The following is a 16,313-nucleotide window of genomic DNA, read 5'->3' on the forward strand; positions in this document are numbered from 1 at the left end:
CAGATGATTGCTTTATATTGTTAAAGAACGTTGCGACGTTGTCGCTAGGGATGCGTATAATACATCCTTTATTTTTCGAGTCAACACTTTGTTTTAAATTTTCTTGCGATGATTTAAAACCTAAGTTTTACTTAACTCTCTGAGCCGTTGTGCCTCGCCATGCGTTGTCCGCTGCGCGTCGCCGTACCCCGTCTCAGTGGGGTCGCATTATAGGGAGAACAGATTTTTACGCAAGCACTTTTTTAAAGAAAAACTAAAAAAAAGCACTGTTCGGTCAATATATAAACTAAACCTTCTATAACAGGTAGTTTTATAACCAAAACAGGCCTTTTCTGGCCACTATTTAAGTGTTGCTGTTACACTCAAACAACTATAACTGGTATTTAAAAGGTATATATATGGCTATCCGTTCTTATAAAGGTATAACTCCCTCTTTCAATTCATCTGTTTATGTTGATGAATCGTCTGTTTTGGTAGGCGATATTACTATTGGTGACAACTCTAGTGTGTGGCCTCTAGTAGCAGCACGAGGTGATGTTAACTATATACGTATTGGTGAACGTACCAATATACAAGATGGTAGTGTTCTTCATTTATCGCGCGCCACTAAAAACAACCCAGATGGTTACCCACTTATTATTGGTGATGATGTGACAGTAGGGCACAAGGTTATGCTGCACGGATGTACACTTGGAAACCGTATACTTGTCGGTATGGGTGCTATTGTAATGGATAATGTAATAGTAGAGGACGACGTTATCATTGGTGGGGGTTCATTAGTACCGCCAAATAAACGATTGGAGTCTGGTTATTTATATGTTGGTAGTCCAGTTAAACAAGCTCGCCCATTAACAGAGCAAGAGCTTGCTTTTTTAAAAGTATCGGCAGATAACTATGTGCAATTAAAAGACGAGTATCTAGCTGAGATCGGCTAGATTCACTTCTATTTGCCCTGCCGAGTTATAACTTTCATCTTCTATAAGTTGCTCGGCACATTCTTCATAATCAAATCGGTACTTATCAAAATGCTGCGTTGCGTGGCTTTCATCTTTTAAATCTAAGTTACGTAGATCAATAACACACTCCACCAGCATCCCTGTTACTTGTGCATAAAAGACTAATTGGTGGTAAGGTTCTCTAAACTCGAGTCTATCTATAAACTGTATGGCTTGATTCATTTAAGCATGCCTTGTTTAAGTGCTTTAACAACAGGAAGTATGGCTGGCATTTTATTACGCCATACAAAAAATGCCTGTGCGGCTTGACCTACCAACATACCACTACCATCTAACAGCTTAGCGTGGTTATTATGCTCTGCAACCCAGTTCATAAACACGGTATTTTGCTGGGAGTAAAACATATCGTAAGCTACATCACAGCGAGTTAAGTGTTTTTTATCAAGCGCCGGAAGTTCGTTATTCATACTGCTTGATGTAGAGTTTACGATTAGTGAGTAATCGCTTACTGGCAAATCATCAAATCCATAGCCTGAAACTTTTCCATATTCAGCAAATAGCAAAGCTAAGTCTTGCGCTTTTTTTGCCGTACGATTAACAATAATGATTTCTGAAGGGTTGTGTTCAAGTAAAGGTAATATTACCCCTCTTGCTGCGCCACCCGCACCAATAATCAAAATACGCTTATTAGTAATTATCGCTTCATTGGCAAGTAAATCGTTTACAAAGCCTACGCCATCGGTGTTATCGCCTAATAACGTGCCATCTTTGCGTTTTTTAAGTGTATTAACGGCACCAACAATTTTAGCAAGCGGGGTGAGTTCATCAGCCATGGCATACGCTTGCTCTTTAAATGGCATAGTTACATTTGCGCCTACCCCGCCTTGCTCAAAAAAGGCAGTTACTGTTTTTTCAAAATCATCGATAGGTGCTAATATTGCGCGGTAGTCGATTTGCTCACCCAAAGATACAGCAAATTGTTTATGTATCGCGGGGGATTTTGAATGTTTGATTGGATTTCCAAAAACCGCATATTTGTCCATTTTAAAACAACCTCTTTGCAGCTATATACTGCCTATTAACGATGATAAGTAATATGATTAAACGACTTTTTTCAAAATCTAAACCAGCCCCTGAGCAACCAGCGCCCACTCCTGAGAAAACACCGTATGAAATAATTGGTGGAGAAGCAGGTACCCGTGCTATTGCTAATAGATTCTACGACATAATGGCCAGCGATGAATACGCCAAACCATTATATGATATGCATCCTCTGCCATTAGATAGAATTCGCCAAGTGTTTTTTGAATTTTTATCAGGCTGGTTAGGCGGGCCTAACCTATTTACTGAAAAGCATGGCCAACCTATGCTACGCAAGCGCCATATGCCGTTTAATATAAATAAAGACCTGCGCGATCAGTGGATGTATTGTATGAATAAAACCCTCGATATAGAAGTAGACAACCCCCTACTGCGTGAAGGGTTAAAGCAATCTTTTGGACAACTTGCCACGCATATGATTAATGAGCACTAATTATTAACTACTTAGCAAAAAGGCGCTGATATGCGCCTTTTTTAACTCATTTTATTATTTACAATTGCCACTCTCTGGCTATTAAATCAGCCTGTTTAGTACTTAGCCACTCTTGTGGACGTAAATAGTATTGATACAAATTAGCCTCTGCGCTGTCGGGCGCGGGCTTATAGTTGTATTCCCAGCGCGCCAGTGGCGGCATCGACATCAATATAGACTCTGTGCGCCCACCGCTTTGCAAGCCAAATAAAGTGCCTCTATCCCACACAAGGTTAAACTCTACGTAACGACCGCGGCGATACAATTGAAAGTCACGTTGTTGCTGTGTAAATTCATCATTTTTACGGCGCTCAATAATAGGTAAGTAAGCATCTAAAAAGCCATTACCAACCGACTGCATAAATGCAAAGCTCTGCTCAAATCCTAACTCGTTTAAGTCATCAAAAAATAAGCCACCCACACCGCGTGTTTCGTCGCGGTGTTTTAGATAAAAATATTCATCGCACCAGGTTTTGTACTTTGGATACACTTGTTCACCAAAAGGTGCACAAATGTCGTGTGCGACTTGGTGCCAGTGTTGTACATCTTCAAAAACGGGGTAAAACGGCGTTAAGTCAAACCCGCCGCCAAACCACCAAATAGGCTCTTCGCCTTCTTTTTCGGCTATAAAAAAGCGTACATTGGCATGACTTGTAGGAACATGTGGGTTTTTTGGATGAATAACTAATGAAACACCACATGCATGAAAGCTTCGCCCTGCAAGCTCTGGCCTATGAGCGGTCGCAGAGCCCGGCATAGATGCACCAAACACATGCGAGTAGTTTACGCCGCCTTGCTCTATTACATTGCCGTTAGTGGTCACTCGGGTACGACCACCGCCACCTTCAGCGCGCTGCCAACTGTCTTCTACAAACTTTGCACTGCCATCAGCCTTCTCTAAGCCTTGGCAAATAGTGTCTTGCAAAGCCATAAAGTAGGCTTTTACTTGTTCTAATAATTCGCTTTGCATATTAACCTCTAAACACTTTGCCGGTCATGGCATCTTTTATTGTACTGGGTTGCGTGTTCCCGCCTAACGGCTCGTCAACATAAAAGCCAACTTGCTCTGCAAATTGCTGCTTCGCCTGTTCAATACTAGTTACCGTGGGCTGACCAGTTAAATTAGCACTAGTAGAAACCAGCGGCTTACCTAATTTCTGGCATAAGCGCTTAACACTTGGATGATTTGTTACTCGTACAGCAATAGTATCAAACTGGCCTGTTAACCATTTAGGCGTATTTTTAGCAGCAGGCATGACCCAAGTAATAGCACCAGGCCAACTAGAAAAAATATCAGCACGCTTATCCATTGGTAGCTTTACATCGTCAACATACTTTAATAACTGACCGTAGTTATCAGCGATTAGAATAAGGCCCTTTTCAACGGGACGCTGTTTTATTTCTAGCAATTTCTCAACAGCTTGCTGATTATCTGGATCACACCCTAAGCCATAAACGGCTTCAGTAGGATATAAAATAACGTCGCCTTGCTCTAAGCAAGATATAGCCGTAGGCAATGTAGAAAGGTCTGACAAAATATGCTCCAGAAATTTGTATTAATCAGTAGTGGTAAGTTTTTGCAGGCAACTTTTTTGTGGGCACTGTAGCACAATACCATTGGCCATTTTTTTCTCAATAACAAGCGGCCAATCGCACTTAGGGCATGGCTTGGCTATGGGTTTGTTATTTAGAGTGTATTTACAACTCGGGTAACAGTCGCATGAGTAAAACGTTTTACCAAATTTATTGCTGCGTGCAACAAGCTGCCCTTTTTTGCATTTAGGGCAGCTAGGTAATACTTCATCGTTATTATTCGGCTCATCATCGTGGGCGATGTAATGACACTCAGGGTACCCTGTACAACCAATAAACATGCCATAACGGCCGTTTTTAACCACCAGCGGTTTTGTGCACTGTGGGCAGGCTGAATCTTCAAGAACTTTAATTTCGTTGCTGTCGTGATGCGCTAATGGACGAATAAAATCGCATTTAGGGTAACTAGCACAACCCAAAAACGGGCCTGTTTTAGAGTTACGGATAACTAATTCAGAACCACATTGTGGGCAGACTTCGTATTCTTTTTCTAAGGCGTGTTTATCCGCCGAGAAAAGCGAATGGTCGATTTTACTCATGAGGTTCCTAATGGGTTGATGAATTTTCGCCTAATATACCCAAACCACTTAAAGATACAAGCTGTGCATATATGTTTAAGTGGTTTGGCATACAATTTTAATGTAGGAGTTCGGTGGGTTCGTCAAATATGAGGTCTTCCATTTGCTCGTAGGCCTCTTCTGAGCCTGGTACGTTAAATAACACCATAAGCACCACCCACTTTAAGTCGTCGAGCGAAATATAAAGTTTATCTAATGCGGCAAGCCGGTCCATGACCATTTCACGGGTTACACTGTTAACCACCCTTATTTGTTCTAAAAACATTAAAAAACCACGGCATTCAACGTTTAACATTTTGCATTCGCTATCGGTAAATATGCGCATTGCTTGGTGTGGCTTTGTAATTAGGTAAGGCGACTCATCGCTGCGTTGCAAATCAGCCAATTGCTCAAGCCAATTTAACGCTTTATAAATTTCGGTCTTATTAAAACCCGCGCGAAGTAATTCATCGGTAAGCTCGTTTTCTTCAATATAAATATCAGCTTCACTGTGAATGTAGTTTTCAAAAAGATACATGAGAATATCAAACATATTACCTTCCTGTGCTTAGCTTTATATACCCGTCTAATACTCGCTCTATTTCATCGTCTAATTCTAAATCGAGTAACCTTGCCAACACTTTATCGATTGGCCACTTAGTGCGATTTACAATTTCATCAACACTCGTCACCTCATACCCTATACTATTTAACACCTCACATTGCGGCTGTTTACTTACAGGTTCCTCTTTATTATATAGACCGCTTTGGTAAGAAAAGCTCACCTCATCTAAAATATCTGTTACATTTTCGACTAACTTAGCGCCCTGCTTTATTAAAAAATGACTCGCTTGCGATAAAGGGTTTTTAATAGAGCCCGGCACAGCAAAGACCTCTTTATTTTGCTCAATAGCGTAACGCACCGTAATTAATGAACCGCTTTTGATTTCAGCCTCTACAATAACCACGCCTAAAGACAACCCCGATATAATACGGTTTCTGCGCGGAAAGTTATGCGCATTAGCAGCGGTCCCCGGTAAAAACTCACTGATTAATAAGCCATGCTCTAATACTTGGTCTGTTAATAATTTATGGCGTTTGGGGTAGTAAATATCAACCCCAGTCCCTAATACACCAATTGTATTGCCATTATTGGCTAATGCCCCTTTGTGCGCGGCACCATCAATTCCCCGCGCCATGCCCGAGGTAACAGTAATACCGGCTAAAGTAAGCTGATATGCAAGCTCCGAAGCTATTTCAAGCCCCGTAGGTGTTGCGTTTCTACTACCAACTATGGCCACTTGAGGACTAGATAATAGCGCTATATCGCCTTTGCAAAATAGTAATAAAGGGGCACTGGCTATGTGTTTTAATTCAGCGGGGTAAAGCGCATCAAAAATACATACTACCGTAATGTTCAGCTGCTGAATTTGTTGCTCGTAATGGTTTACTTGCTGCCAGTTTGTATTGAGTAAGTTGCAGGCTTGGTTTTGGGTTAGGCCAAGCTGTTGTAATTCACTTTGGTTTAAATCAAATAATGATTCGAGGGGGTGAGTATGTGATAAGGCTAGCAGTGTTTTAATACCTAAGCCTTTACACATATAAAAGGCAAGCCAATGGGCTAGCTTGCCAGATGACTGATCCATGCTCTCTCCTAGAGCACCGACTCGCTACAACTTAATGAATTACTACACTATCTCCAACGCGAATTGGGTGCTGATTTTTTGTTATTAATGCATAACTTACTTTGTCATACACTTTAAATACTATTAACTCACCCACTTTTTCGTATGGCATTGTCCATGTTGTGGTGTCTTCATTTGGCTCGCTACCAAAAAATTCACCCGCATCAGATAAAAGCTTTTCAAACTTGCTCGAATCCTCTGGATAACGCGGTCCTCGCGGGCCATCAATAACAGTGGGTGATTGGCGTTCTAAATCGAGGATATGACCAACTTCTATTTGTTGCTCAGCACCTAAGTTTAGCACCACTACATCCATTGTGCTGAATTCTCTTACTTGGCGTGGAGATGCAATAACACGCCCTGATACACTTTGCTGTGGACGATGCATATTAAAGTACGCTGGTAACATTTGTCCTTGCATTGCGGGAAGTAAAAAATCACCTTGTTGAATCTCTTGCTTTACTGACTCAACACGTAAAGAGGACGGAACCCCATTGCTTTCATCACCCGTTCTAAATGCACGAGCCATGCCTACATACGTAGCACGAATAGCTAGCTCTTCACCAGTTTGGGTATCGATGTAAGGTTCGCCTTTGTGATAAATAGCATACGCTTTATGCACTTTTAAATCGCCCTTGGCGTATAAAATATGACCTAACGTTTGCGTTTTAGTATTTTCGTTTGCCCCTAAAATATACGGCTTATCATCTATGTCATCGCTGTTAATCGCTTGCTCATAACTTAAATAAGGTTTAATTATTTCAAGTGGCAAAGTGGTAATGGCGTTGTTACCTTTTGGTGTAATACGCCCCTGTGGCGATAATTTTCTGTACGCTTTATTAATGACTAAACGCGGGTTACCGTCGGCGTCATACACTAACGCGAGTGCATCGCCTGGATAAATCAGGTGCGGGTTATCTATTTGCGGGTTCATTTGCCAAAGCTCTGGCCACAGCCATGGCTCTTCTAGATAAATGCCGGAAATATCCCAAAGGGTATCGCCTTTTTTTACAACATATTGTTTTGGAGCATCTTTTTTTATTTGTAAAACATCAGCAACTGCTGGAAAGGCAGTGCTTAGTGCAAACATAATTGCAGCCAATTGGGATTTCATTGGGCTTCCTTGTATTGTTTTTTCATTATTATTGACCAAAACCTGTTAAAGGGGAACGCGAATGGCTAAAATAAGAGCATACAATACCCTAAATTAAGCACAAGTGTAAAAAGGTAACTATGGCTAGGTTAGAAGTTTTAAGATTTCCAGATGAGCGTTTACGTACGGTAGCAAAAGAAGTTGCACAGGTTGATGACAACGTTCGCCAAATAGTAAAAGACATGCTAGAGACAATGTACGATGAAAACGGCATTGGGCTAGCTGCTACACAGGTTGATATTCATCAACGTATTGTGGTGATCGACGTATCAGAAGAACGCGACGAACCACTGGTTTTAATTAACCCACAAATTATTAAAAAAGATGGTTCAACAATTAGCGAAGAAGGCTGTTTATCAGTGCCTAACTCTTACGCAAAAGTAGACCGTGCTGAAACCGTAACCGTTGCTGCTCTTAACGAAAACGGTGAAGAATTTGTACTAGATGCAGATGAGTTATTAGCTATTTGTATTCAACACGAACTCGATCACTTACAAGGTAAACTATTTATTGATTACCTATCGCCATTAAAGCGTCAACGTATTCGCAAAAAGCTTGAAAAAGAAGCTAAATTTGCCGCGAAGTAATAAGCACCTTAGGAAAACTCAGTGACAAAACCACTACGCATTATATTTGCCGGTACGCCGGACTTTGCCGCTCGTCACCTACAAGCGTTAATTCAAAGCGAACACCAAATTGTTGGTGTTTACAGCCAACCAGACCGTCCTGCTGGGCGGGGTAGAAAGCTAAAAGCCAGTGAAGTAAAAGCGCTTGCGCTTGAACATGAACTACCTGTTTTTCAGCCACAATCATTAAAAAATGAAGAGGCCCTAACAGAGCTTAAAAGCTTAAATGCCGATATCATGATTGTGGTGGCTTATGGCTTAATTTTACCCAAAGCCATTTTGGAGGCGCCACGCTTAGGGTGTTTAAATGTGCATGGCTCTATTTTACCGCGCTGGCGCGGTGCTGCGCCAATACAGCGGGCAATTTGGGCTGGCGATGAAGAAACCGGTGTAACCATAATGCAAATGGATGAAGGGCTTGATACCGGCGACATGTTACATATTAGCCGCTGCCCTATTGCTGCAGATGAAACCAGTGCCAGCTTATACACTAAACTAGCTGAACTTGGTCCCGGAGCGCTTATTCAAACCGTTAATAAGTTAGCCAATGGCGAACTTACTGCTGAGCCACAAAACGACGAGCAGGCAAATTACGCTAAAAAGCTTTCAAAAGAGGAAGCAAATATTGATTGGACAATGGATGCCGTTCAAATTGAGCGTAATATTCGTGCGTTCAATCCATGGCCTGTGTGCTTTACTCAAATGGGTGAGCAAAGCGTAAAAATTTACCAAGCTTCAGTCGTTGAACAAACAGGCAGTGCCGGCGAAGTTTTATCAAGCGATAAAAACGGCATTATAGTGGCATGTGGTAAGCAGGCATTGTGTATTACACAGCTGCAACCACAAGGAAAAAAACCAATGGCAATTAGCGACTTTTTAAATGGTCGTAGTGACTGGGTAACACCAGGCACCGTATTAGGCGAAAACAATGAGTAATGTTCAAAACGTACGTGCGCTTGCCGCAGAAACTTTATATAACGTGGTTGATAAAGGCGCATCGCTAAATCAAGAACTGCCATTTGCCAGTCAAGGGCTGCCCCCGAAAGACAAAGCACTATTACAGCAAATTTGTTATGGCGTATTACGCTACCTACCTAGCCTTGAAAACTACTGCCAACATTTAGTAGAGCAGCCACTTAAGGGTAAACGCCGTATTTTTCAGTTTTTGTTGTATGTAGGTATTTATCAGCTGCAGCATATGCGCGTGCCACCGCATGCCGCTATTTCAGAAACCGTTAATGCACTAGGCCAAATGCGTGCATTAGGTTTAAAAGGCTTAATCAACGCTATTTTGCGAAGTTTTCAGCGCCAACAAAGCGAGCTGGAAGAAAAAGCCAAGCAAATACCAGTGTGTTTATATAACCATCCAAACTGGTTTATTAAGCAAGTGCAAGCTGCCTACCCAGACAACTGGGAAGCGCTTCTTGAAGAAAACCAACAACAAGCTCCTATGTGGTTACGTGTTAATCAAGCCCAATACAGCACGCAACAATACAGCGAAATGTTAACGGCTAACGATATTGAACACACATTAAATCCAGAGTTTGTTGATGGTATTAAACTAGCTAAGCCACGTGATGTATTCTCACTGCCAGAATTTGATGTGGGCGCCTGCTCGGTGCAAGATGCTGCAGCGCAATTAGCCGCACGTTTTTTGGCTCCTCAAGCTGATGAATACATTTTAGATGCCTGTGCAGCACCTGGCGGTAAAACATGTCATATATTAGAGCTTGCCGATGCAGAAGTATTAGCACTTGATAGTGACGCCACTCGTCTAGAGCGTGTTAAACAAAATTTGACCCGTATCGGCTTAGGCGCAGACCTACAATGTGCAGACGCCTCGCAGCCGCACACATGGTGGGACGATCAACAGTTTGACCGTATTTTATTGGATGTGCCGTGTTCGGCAACCGGTGTTATACGCCGCCACCCAGATATAAAATGGCTTCGCCGCGCATCAGACATTGAAGATTTAGCTAAACTACAAAGCGATATACTCAATAGCATTTGGCCGCTACTCAAGCCAGGTGGCACTATGATATACGCAACCTGTTCGGTACTGCCGCAAGAGAACCAACAGCAAGTCGCTAAATTTTTAGCTAATAATAGTGACGTTGAGCATATACCACTGCACGACAACGACACGGTTATCAACCCTGGTTTACAATTACTACCAGGTGAAAGCGACGGATTTTATTACGCTAAGCTAGTTAAAAAAGCCTAATAGCCGTACACTCAATAGCCATTTATTAAACAGTAAATGGCTATTTTTTAATTAAACAGTAATTCGGGTAAATAATGAAAATAATCATACTCGGTGCCGGACAAGTCGGTGGTACGCTTGCTGAAAACTTAGTTGGCGAACAAAACGAAATAACCGTTGTTGATATAGATGGCAACCGCTTACGAGAGCTGCAAGATAAGTACGACTTACAAGGGGTTGCTGGTCACAGTGCCCATCCAGACGTACTCAGACGTGCGGGTGCTGAAGACGCCGACATGATTATTGCAGTAACCAGCTCAGATGAAGTCAATATGGTGGCGTGCCAAGTTGCGTATAGTATTTTTAATACGCCAACTAAAATAGCCCGTATCCGATCAGAGCAATATTTAAAATACCGCGAAAAACTATTTCATAACGACGACCTTCCGGTTGATCATTATATTGCCCCCGAAGCGCTTGTTACCAAATATATTCGCCGTTTAATAGATTACCCAGGCGCACTGCAAGTACTGCAATTTGCCGATGGTATGCTCTCACTTGTAGCAGTAAAAGCCTACTATGGCGGCTTATTAGTCGGTTATGCGCTTTCTGCTTTAAAAGAACATATTCCGAATGTAGAAACTCGCGTAGCAGCGATTTACCGCCAAGGTAAAGCCATAAAACCACAAGGGACCACAGTAATCGAAGCGGACGATGAGGTATTTTTCATTGCTGCCACTAAACATATTCGCGCCGTTATGAATGAGCTGCAAAAGCTTGAACGTTCCTACAAAAAAATTATGATAGCTGGTGGCGGTAACATTGGTGCAGGCCTTGCTCGTTCACTCGAAAAAAACCACAGCGTTAAGTTACTAGAGCGTAGTAAAGAGCGTGCAGAACAACTTTCTGAAATGCTCGATAACACCGTTGTGTTTTGTGGTGACGCCTCAGACCAAGAGTTACTTTCAGAAGAGCACATAGAGCAAGTTGATGTATTTATTGCCGTAACCAACGACGATGAAGCAAATATAATGTCGGCCATGCTTGCAAAACGCATGGGCGCACAAAAAACCATGGTGCTTATACAGCGTGGGGCATATGTTGATTTAGTGCAAGGAGGTGAAATAGATATTGCTATATCACCACAACAAGCAACTATTTCAGCGCTGCTAACGCACGTGCGCCGTGGCGATATTGTTAACGTGTACTCGTTACGTAAAGGGGCAGCAGAGGCTATTGAAGCCGTGGCCCATGGCGATGAAAACACATCAAAAGTAGTTGGTCGTGCTATCGCCGATATCAAGCTACCTGCAGGTACAACAATTGGCGCTATTGTACGCAATGACGACGTACTAATAGCCCACGACGACACTGTTATTATGTCTGGCGATCACGTTATTATGTTTTTAATTGATAAAAAGCACATCAATGTAGTCGAAAAGCTATTCCAAGTGAGTGCTATATTTTTATAGTTAAACACAAAAAAGCCGCTGACTAAGGCGGCTTTAGTGGAGTATGTTTTTTTGCTTACTAAGCTTCCTTGCTCAGCAACTAAGACTTACTGTACTTTTGAAAATTCTTGCTCAGAAATTTCACCATTACCGTCAGTGTCTAACTGGTCAAAAATTTTCACTAGCTGTGAATTTACCTGCGCTTCTTGCTTTGAAATTGCACCATCACCGTCGGCATCAAACGAGGCAAAATCGACTGCAGCATACGCCACTGATGAAGAAGCTAATGCGATAACGGCAAGGGCTGTATTGAATGTTTTCATAATTGTGTCCTAATTAAGAGGAAATCCTTTTCTGAGATCCATGAGTTTAAAAAATTAACTAAAAGTGCTTTTGACAATTTACATTATCAAGTATTTATACAAATTAAAGATTAGTACTTAGAGAACTCTTGTTTTGAAAGCTCACCATTTCCATCGGTATCTAGTTCAACAAATTCAGCCATTAAATCCGCATCAACCGATGCTTCAGCTTGGCTGATTGCACCATTGCCATCTACGTCTAACGTATCAAAATCTGTTGCTGCAATTGCAGCTGAAGAAGAGGCAATTGCTATTAGTGCCAGCGCTTTATTTAAATGCTTCATAATTTAATCCTTCAATATACAAGTTACTTAAGTTTAATAAGTCATATTTTTAAATTAATGATTTTCACATCCTTGTTATCCTTTTTCGTAAGCTCCCTTGCCTACTTAGGTTGTCATTGGCAACTCAGGATTGTTATCACATATTAAGCTTTTGAAAATTCTTCTTTTGATAACTCACCATTTTGGTCAGTATCTAATTCTGAGAACATACTCATCAGTTTTGCATCAATAGATGCTTCTGATTTGCTGATTGTGCCGCTGCCATCTACATCTAACGTATCAAAATCGGTTGCTGCAAATGCTGCTGATGATGAAGCTAGGGCGATAAGTGCTAAAGTTTTATTAATGCTTTTCATAATATAATTCCTTCAAGTATATGTGTGCGATTAAGTGGTTTACTTTAAATCACGTTTGTTCAGTACAACCAGACTATTACAACTTAAATGCCAGTTTTTAAAACATTATATTTTTCATATAGTTAAAATAGGTTTTAGCGATTTTTAATAAATTGAGGCGATTTTTTTGTTGCAAACTAGCAACAAGAAGAATTACTTATTTTATAAGTGCAATTAATTCAATAACTTACACATAATAAAAAAGCTACAATTTTTAGCTTAAATTGCAACAGTGATAAGTTTTCAAGAAAGGAGGCTAAAATTTAGGTGTAAGGGGAGCTAAAATATAAAATTAGCTTACTAGTAAAAGACAGCTATATGATTGATTTTATAGTAATAAAAAATTAATTTTTGTGTTTTTTAAAAAATTTTATGGTCATTAAAGTAAAAAACGACCATTTGTTGCTATTAAGCGAAACCGCTTAATCTAATGGCAGCTCGAGTATAGCGGGATCAATAAAATGCTCTTTCATAAACGCCTTCATTTCCTCTTCACTGGCTAAAAGCTTAATACCGCAATTAACCCCCGCGGCGTGCGGTTTTACACTGCATATTTCGCCAGTAAATGCTTTATTGTTGGTATCAACCGTCACCGTACATTGCATATCTTTTATATTTTCGTCGCTTTGATCGCCGCGTACATCAAACATCACCCCGGTAAGCGAAATATCTTTAATCACCCCTTCAAGTACTCTATCGTCACTGAGCGTTAATTTTGCAGGTAATAAGGTCGGTATGCGTGTTTGCGCGCGCAAAGCAAATAACTGAACTTGTGTAGGGTAATTAATAAAAATGAGCCTAGTAGGATGTGAAGCTATCGACATCACCTGCTGCCTAAATGCTATTACTTGCCCGCCACTGCCTTCAATAACCGCTCTTACTACGACCATTACACCGTCACGCAAATAATCATTAGCAGCAGGTAATCGTTTTGAACTTGGGTAATTTAAAATAATAAACTTGTTTTCTAGCAAACCAATAAACTCTGTTTTTACACGTTTACTACTAGTAGGCGTAACAATTTCCAAGTCGACTACTTGCCCTGTTGTTAACTGGTGTAATTTATCTAAATTAGAATGTGGCATGCCTGTTCCTAAGCATCATTTATATATTATTACCCACGCCAAAAGGTCGGCGTAAATAGCACGAGTAAGGTAAATATTTCTAAGCGACCAAATACCATGGCAATCGTTAATAGCCATTTAGCACCATCGCTCACTGCCCCATAGTGCGATGCAACATCACCTAAGCCCGGGCCTAAATTATTTAAACACGCCGCTGTAGCCGAGAACGCGGTAATGTTGTCCATACCGGTTCCCATTAGCGCCAGCATTATAATAATAAACACCAATGCATACGCTGAGAAAAACCCCCATACGGCTTCGACTACTTTATCGGGTAAGGCTTTACGACCCAGCTTAATAGAGTATATAGCGCGTGGGTGCACTAAGCGGTTAAGCTCACGTATGCCTTGTAGGTATAGTAAAAACACGCGTACGACTTTCATACCACCACCGGTTGAACCTGCACAGCCACCTATAAAGCTCGAAAAAATAAGTAATATAGGCAAAAACAACGGCCATGTGGAAAAGTTGTCGGTAGCAAAGCCGGCTGTGGTACTCATAGAAACAGCCTGAAACAAGGCTTGGTCGAGTGTTTCATCGCCATCGGCAAATATTTCGTGAGATGAAAGCACGGTAAAACAAATAACCACCAGCGCTAACTGTATCAGTAAAAACACTTTAAATTCGGGGTCGCGTATATACACCTGAATATTACGACTTGCTACTGCCGCGTAGTGCAACGAAAAGTTAACCGCAGCAATAATTAAAAAGAATACACAAATAAAATTAATCACAGGGCTGTCGAAGTGCCCTATTGAGGCATCGTAAGTAGAAAACCCGCCAATCGCCACGGTAGAAAACGCATGGCATATGGCATCAAACCACTCCATTCCTGCCGCCCAATAGGCCAACATGCACGAAATAGTTAGTGACACATAAATGTACCAAAGGTGCTTTGCGGTATCGGCAATGCGGGGGGTCATTTTTGAATCTTTTACAGGACCTGGGATCTCAGCTCGGTATAACTGCATACCACCGACCCCAAGCATAGGCAGTATAGCAACAGCAAGTACAATGATACCCATACCGCCAAACCACTGTAATTGCTGGCGATAAAACAAAACAGACTTAGGCAGGTATTCAATACCGGTAAGTACAGTGGCACCAGTTGTTGTAAGGCCAGAAAAGGCCTCAAACACCGCATCGGCCATAGATAAGTTAGGCTCTTGTAAAAAAATCAGCGGTAACGATGCAAACGCCCCTAGTACCAGCCAAAACAGGACAACGATTAAAAAGCCTTCGCGCGCTTTTAAGTCGCCGTTTTCATGCCTGTTTGGGTAATAGGCTGTTAAACCAATTACCACACTAAATATAAACGCTAATACAAAAGGAACACCACCACCATCTTTATAAAATAAAGACACCACCGCAGGTGGCACCATGGTAATACTAAACAGCGCAACTAGTTGGCCAAGGATTTTTATGATGGTACGAAATTGCATGTAGCTTATCGCTTTTATTATTAGTAAATATAAGTGTGTAATACCAATCCGCAATAATATTTAATCATTTTCAGGGGCTAAACGTGTCGCTATCTGCGTTAAAAAATTCTCATTTAGAATAACTAAATAGCGAATTTTTTGCCTTGCTATCAACACGTTTATCCATCCTCAAAATAGATCACTTAATTATGCGGATTGCTATAAGTTATTGTCTTACTCTTTGATAGTTAACTCAACTGCGCCATGGCTTAAATCAAAAATATCTTTAATGGCCTGATTAGCTTGGCGACTATCAATAGTAATAACCCATTCAATATTAGCAGTAAATTGTTTTTCTATATTAAGTACTTGATAGTTGGTTTTTAACAACTGCTCTATAGCGCCCTGCATGCTGTATTCACTTTGGCCAACAATCTCGATACTTGGTACTTTTGTTACCGTTTTTAGCTGCGAAAGTGCGTTATTTAGCGATCCGCCATAGGCACGCACTAACCCTCCAGTACCAAGCTTTATACCACCAAAATAACGGGTAACTACTGCAGTAATTTCGCCAAGCCCAGAGCCCACCAGCACATTAAGCATGGGTTTTCCTGCAGTGCCATTTGGCTCGCCATCATCAGAAAAACCATAAACATGGCTGCCACCTGGGTTACCCGCTACGTGGGCCCAACAATTATGACGTGCATCGGGGTACTTTTCTTCAATACTTTTAATAAAGGCTTTAGCTGCATTAAGGTCTGGTGTGTGGGCAATATGCACAATAAAGGTGCTCTTTTTAATTTCTTCTTGATGAAACACATCAGCAGCCGGGTATTTATATTCAGACATAATTAAAGCTCAATTAAAAATGGGGCCAAAAGGCCCCTTTGTATTCGCGTATTTTAGCGCGTATTAGCGAACTCGTCTTTA

20 protein-coding genes are annotated in these 16,313 nt (G+C 41.2%); 6 read left to right on the plus strand and 14 right to left on the minus strand.

Annotated features, from left to right (window positions below):
* Positions 1-398 precede the first annotated feature (398 nt).
* Positions 399-935 (plus strand): gamma carbonic anhydrase family protein, encoded by a 537-nt coding sequence (locus AN393_RS15055; RefSeq protein ID WP_055018531.1) that lies wholly within the window; start codon positions 399-401, stop codon positions 933-935.
* Here AN393_RS15055 and AN393_RS15060 read toward each other — a convergent pair.
* A complete protein-coding gene (locus AN393_RS15060) occupies positions 918-1,178 on the minus strand; it encodes a DUF1488 domain-containing protein (RefSeq protein WP_055018532.1) in 261 nt (86 codons plus the stop codon). The genes AN393_RS15055 and AN393_RS15060 overlap by 18 nt on opposite strands.
* Positions 1,175-1,999, minus strand: coding sequence for a shikimate dehydrogenase (gene aroE, locus AN393_RS15065; protein WP_055018533.1), 825 nt, complete (start codon positions 1,997-1,999; stop codon positions 1,175-1,177). The genes AN393_RS15060 and aroE overlap by 4 nt, the downstream gene beginning before the upstream one ends.
* A 53-nt stretch (positions 2,000-2,052) precedes the next feature.
* On the opposite strand from aroE, the gene AN393_RS15070 reads away from it, so the two are divergent.
* Entirely contained in the window at positions 2,053-2,490 is a 438-nt protein-coding gene (locus AN393_RS15070; protein ID WP_055016181.1) for a group II truncated hemoglobin, read from the plus strand.
* A gap of 58 nt (positions 2,491-2,548) precedes the next feature.
* Here the strand turns inward: AN393_RS15070 and hemF are convergent, their stop codons facing one another.
* The 6 genes from hemF to AN393_RS15100 all read right to left on the minus strand — a co-directional run bounded on the left by hemF (position 2,549) and on the right by AN393_RS15100 (position 7,478).
* Positions 2,549-3,499, minus strand: coding sequence for an oxygen-dependent coproporphyrinogen oxidase (gene hemF / locus AN393_RS15075; RefSeq protein WP_055016182.1), 951 nt, complete (start codon positions 3,497-3,499; stop codon positions 2,549-2,551).
* Between the two features lies 1 nt (position 3,500).
* Entirely contained in the window at positions 3,501-4,064 is a 564-nt protein-coding gene (locus AN393_RS15080; RefSeq protein ID WP_055016183.1) for an L-threonylcarbamoyladenylate synthase, read from the minus strand.
* Between the two features lie 21 nt (positions 4,065-4,085).
* On the minus strand, positions 4,086-4,661 hold the full coding sequence (locus AN393_RS15085; protein WP_055016184.1) for a type I DNA topoisomerase: 576 nt from the start codon (positions 4,659-4,661) through the stop codon (positions 4,086-4,088).
* 97 nt (positions 4,662-4,758) lie between these two features.
* The gene (locus AN393_RS15090; RefSeq protein ID WP_055016185.1) at positions 4,759-5,232 is read right to left on the minus strand and encodes a DUF494 family protein; all 474 of its coding nucleotides are present in this window, start codon (positions 5,230-5,232) and stop codon (positions 4,759-4,761) included.
* Position 5,233: 1 nt separating this feature from the next.
* On the minus strand, positions 5,234-6,325 hold the full coding sequence (gene dprA / locus AN393_RS15095; protein WP_055016186.1) for a DNA-processing protein DprA: 1,092 nt from the start codon (positions 6,323-6,325) through the stop codon (positions 5,234-5,236).
* A 31-nt stretch (positions 6,326-6,356) separates the two neighbouring features.
* Complete coding sequence (locus tag AN393_RS15100) at positions 6,357-7,478, minus strand: LysM peptidoglycan-binding domain-containing protein (RefSeq protein ID WP_055018534.1); 1,122 nt, start codon at positions 7,476-7,478, stop codon at positions 6,357-6,359.
* A gap of 119 nt (positions 7,479-7,597) precedes the next feature.
* Between AN393_RS15100 and def the strand changes: the two genes are divergently transcribed.
* The 4 genes from def (at position 7,598) to trkA (ending at position 11,818) form a co-directional block, all read left to right on the plus strand.
* A complete protein-coding gene (def, locus tag AN393_RS15105; RefSeq protein ID WP_055016188.1) occupies positions 7,598-8,104 on the plus strand; it encodes a peptide deformylase in 507 nt (168 codons plus the stop codon).
* Positions 8,105-8,125: 21 nt separating this feature from the next.
* Positions 8,126-9,079, plus strand: a complete 954-nt coding sequence (fmt, locus tag AN393_RS15110; protein ID WP_055018535.1) for a methionyl-tRNA formyltransferase — start codon at positions 8,126-8,128, stop codon at positions 9,077-9,079.
* A complete protein-coding gene (rsmB, locus tag AN393_RS15115; RefSeq protein WP_055016190.1) occupies positions 9,072-10,367 on the plus strand; it encodes a 16S rRNA (cytosine(967)-C(5))-methyltransferase RsmB in 1,296 nt (431 codons plus the stop codon). The genes fmt and rsmB overlap by 8 nt, the downstream gene beginning before the upstream one ends.
* A gap of 74 nt (positions 10,368-10,441) precedes the next feature.
* A complete protein-coding gene (gene trkA, locus AN393_RS15120; protein WP_055016191.1) occupies positions 10,442-11,818 on the plus strand; it encodes a Trk system potassium transporter TrkA in 1,377 nt (458 codons plus the stop codon).
* Positions 11,819-11,904: 86 nt separating this feature from the next.
* On the opposite strand, the gene AN393_RS15125 is transcribed toward trkA, so the two are convergent.
* The 6 genes from AN393_RS15125 to AN393_RS15150 form a co-directional block, all read right to left on the minus strand.
* The gene (locus AN393_RS15125; protein WP_055016192.1) at positions 11,905-12,120 is read right to left on the minus strand and encodes an EF-hand domain-containing protein; all 216 of its coding nucleotides are present in this window, start codon (positions 12,118-12,120) and stop codon (positions 11,905-11,907) included.
* A gap of 110 nt (positions 12,121-12,230) precedes the next feature.
* Positions 12,231-12,443, minus strand: coding sequence for a calmodulin (locus AN393_RS15130; RefSeq protein ID WP_055016193.1), 213 nt, complete (start codon positions 12,441-12,443; stop codon positions 12,231-12,233).
* Positions 12,444-12,586: 143 nt separating this feature from the next.
* Positions 12,587-12,799: an EF-hand domain-containing protein gene (locus AN393_RS15135; protein ID WP_055016194.1), complete on the minus strand. Its 213-nt coding sequence runs from the start codon at positions 12,797-12,799 to the stop codon at positions 12,587-12,589.
* A gap of 461 nt (positions 12,800-13,260) precedes the next feature.
* Positions 13,261-13,923, minus strand: a complete 663-nt coding sequence (locus AN393_RS15140) for a flagellar brake protein (RefSeq protein ID WP_055018536.1) — start codon at positions 13,921-13,923, stop codon at positions 13,261-13,263.
* A gap of 29 nt (positions 13,924-13,952) precedes the next feature.
* Positions 13,953-15,404 carry a TrkH family potassium uptake protein gene (locus AN393_RS15145; RefSeq protein ID WP_055018537.1) on the minus strand — a complete coding sequence of 484 codons (1,452 nt, stop codon included), beginning with the start codon at positions 15,402-15,404 and terminating at the stop codon, positions 13,953-13,955.
* 213 nt (positions 15,405-15,617) lie between these two features.
* Positions 15,618-16,232, minus strand: coding sequence for a YigZ family protein (locus AN393_RS15150; protein WP_055016197.1), 615 nt, complete (start codon positions 16,230-16,232; stop codon positions 15,618-15,620).
* Positions 16,233-16,313 lie beyond the last annotated feature (81 nt).

This window comes from Pseudoalteromonas sp. P1-25 (genome assembly GCF_001401805.1).
GTDB lineage: Bacteria > Pseudomonadota > Gammaproteobacteria > Enterobacterales > Alteromonadaceae > Pseudoalteromonas.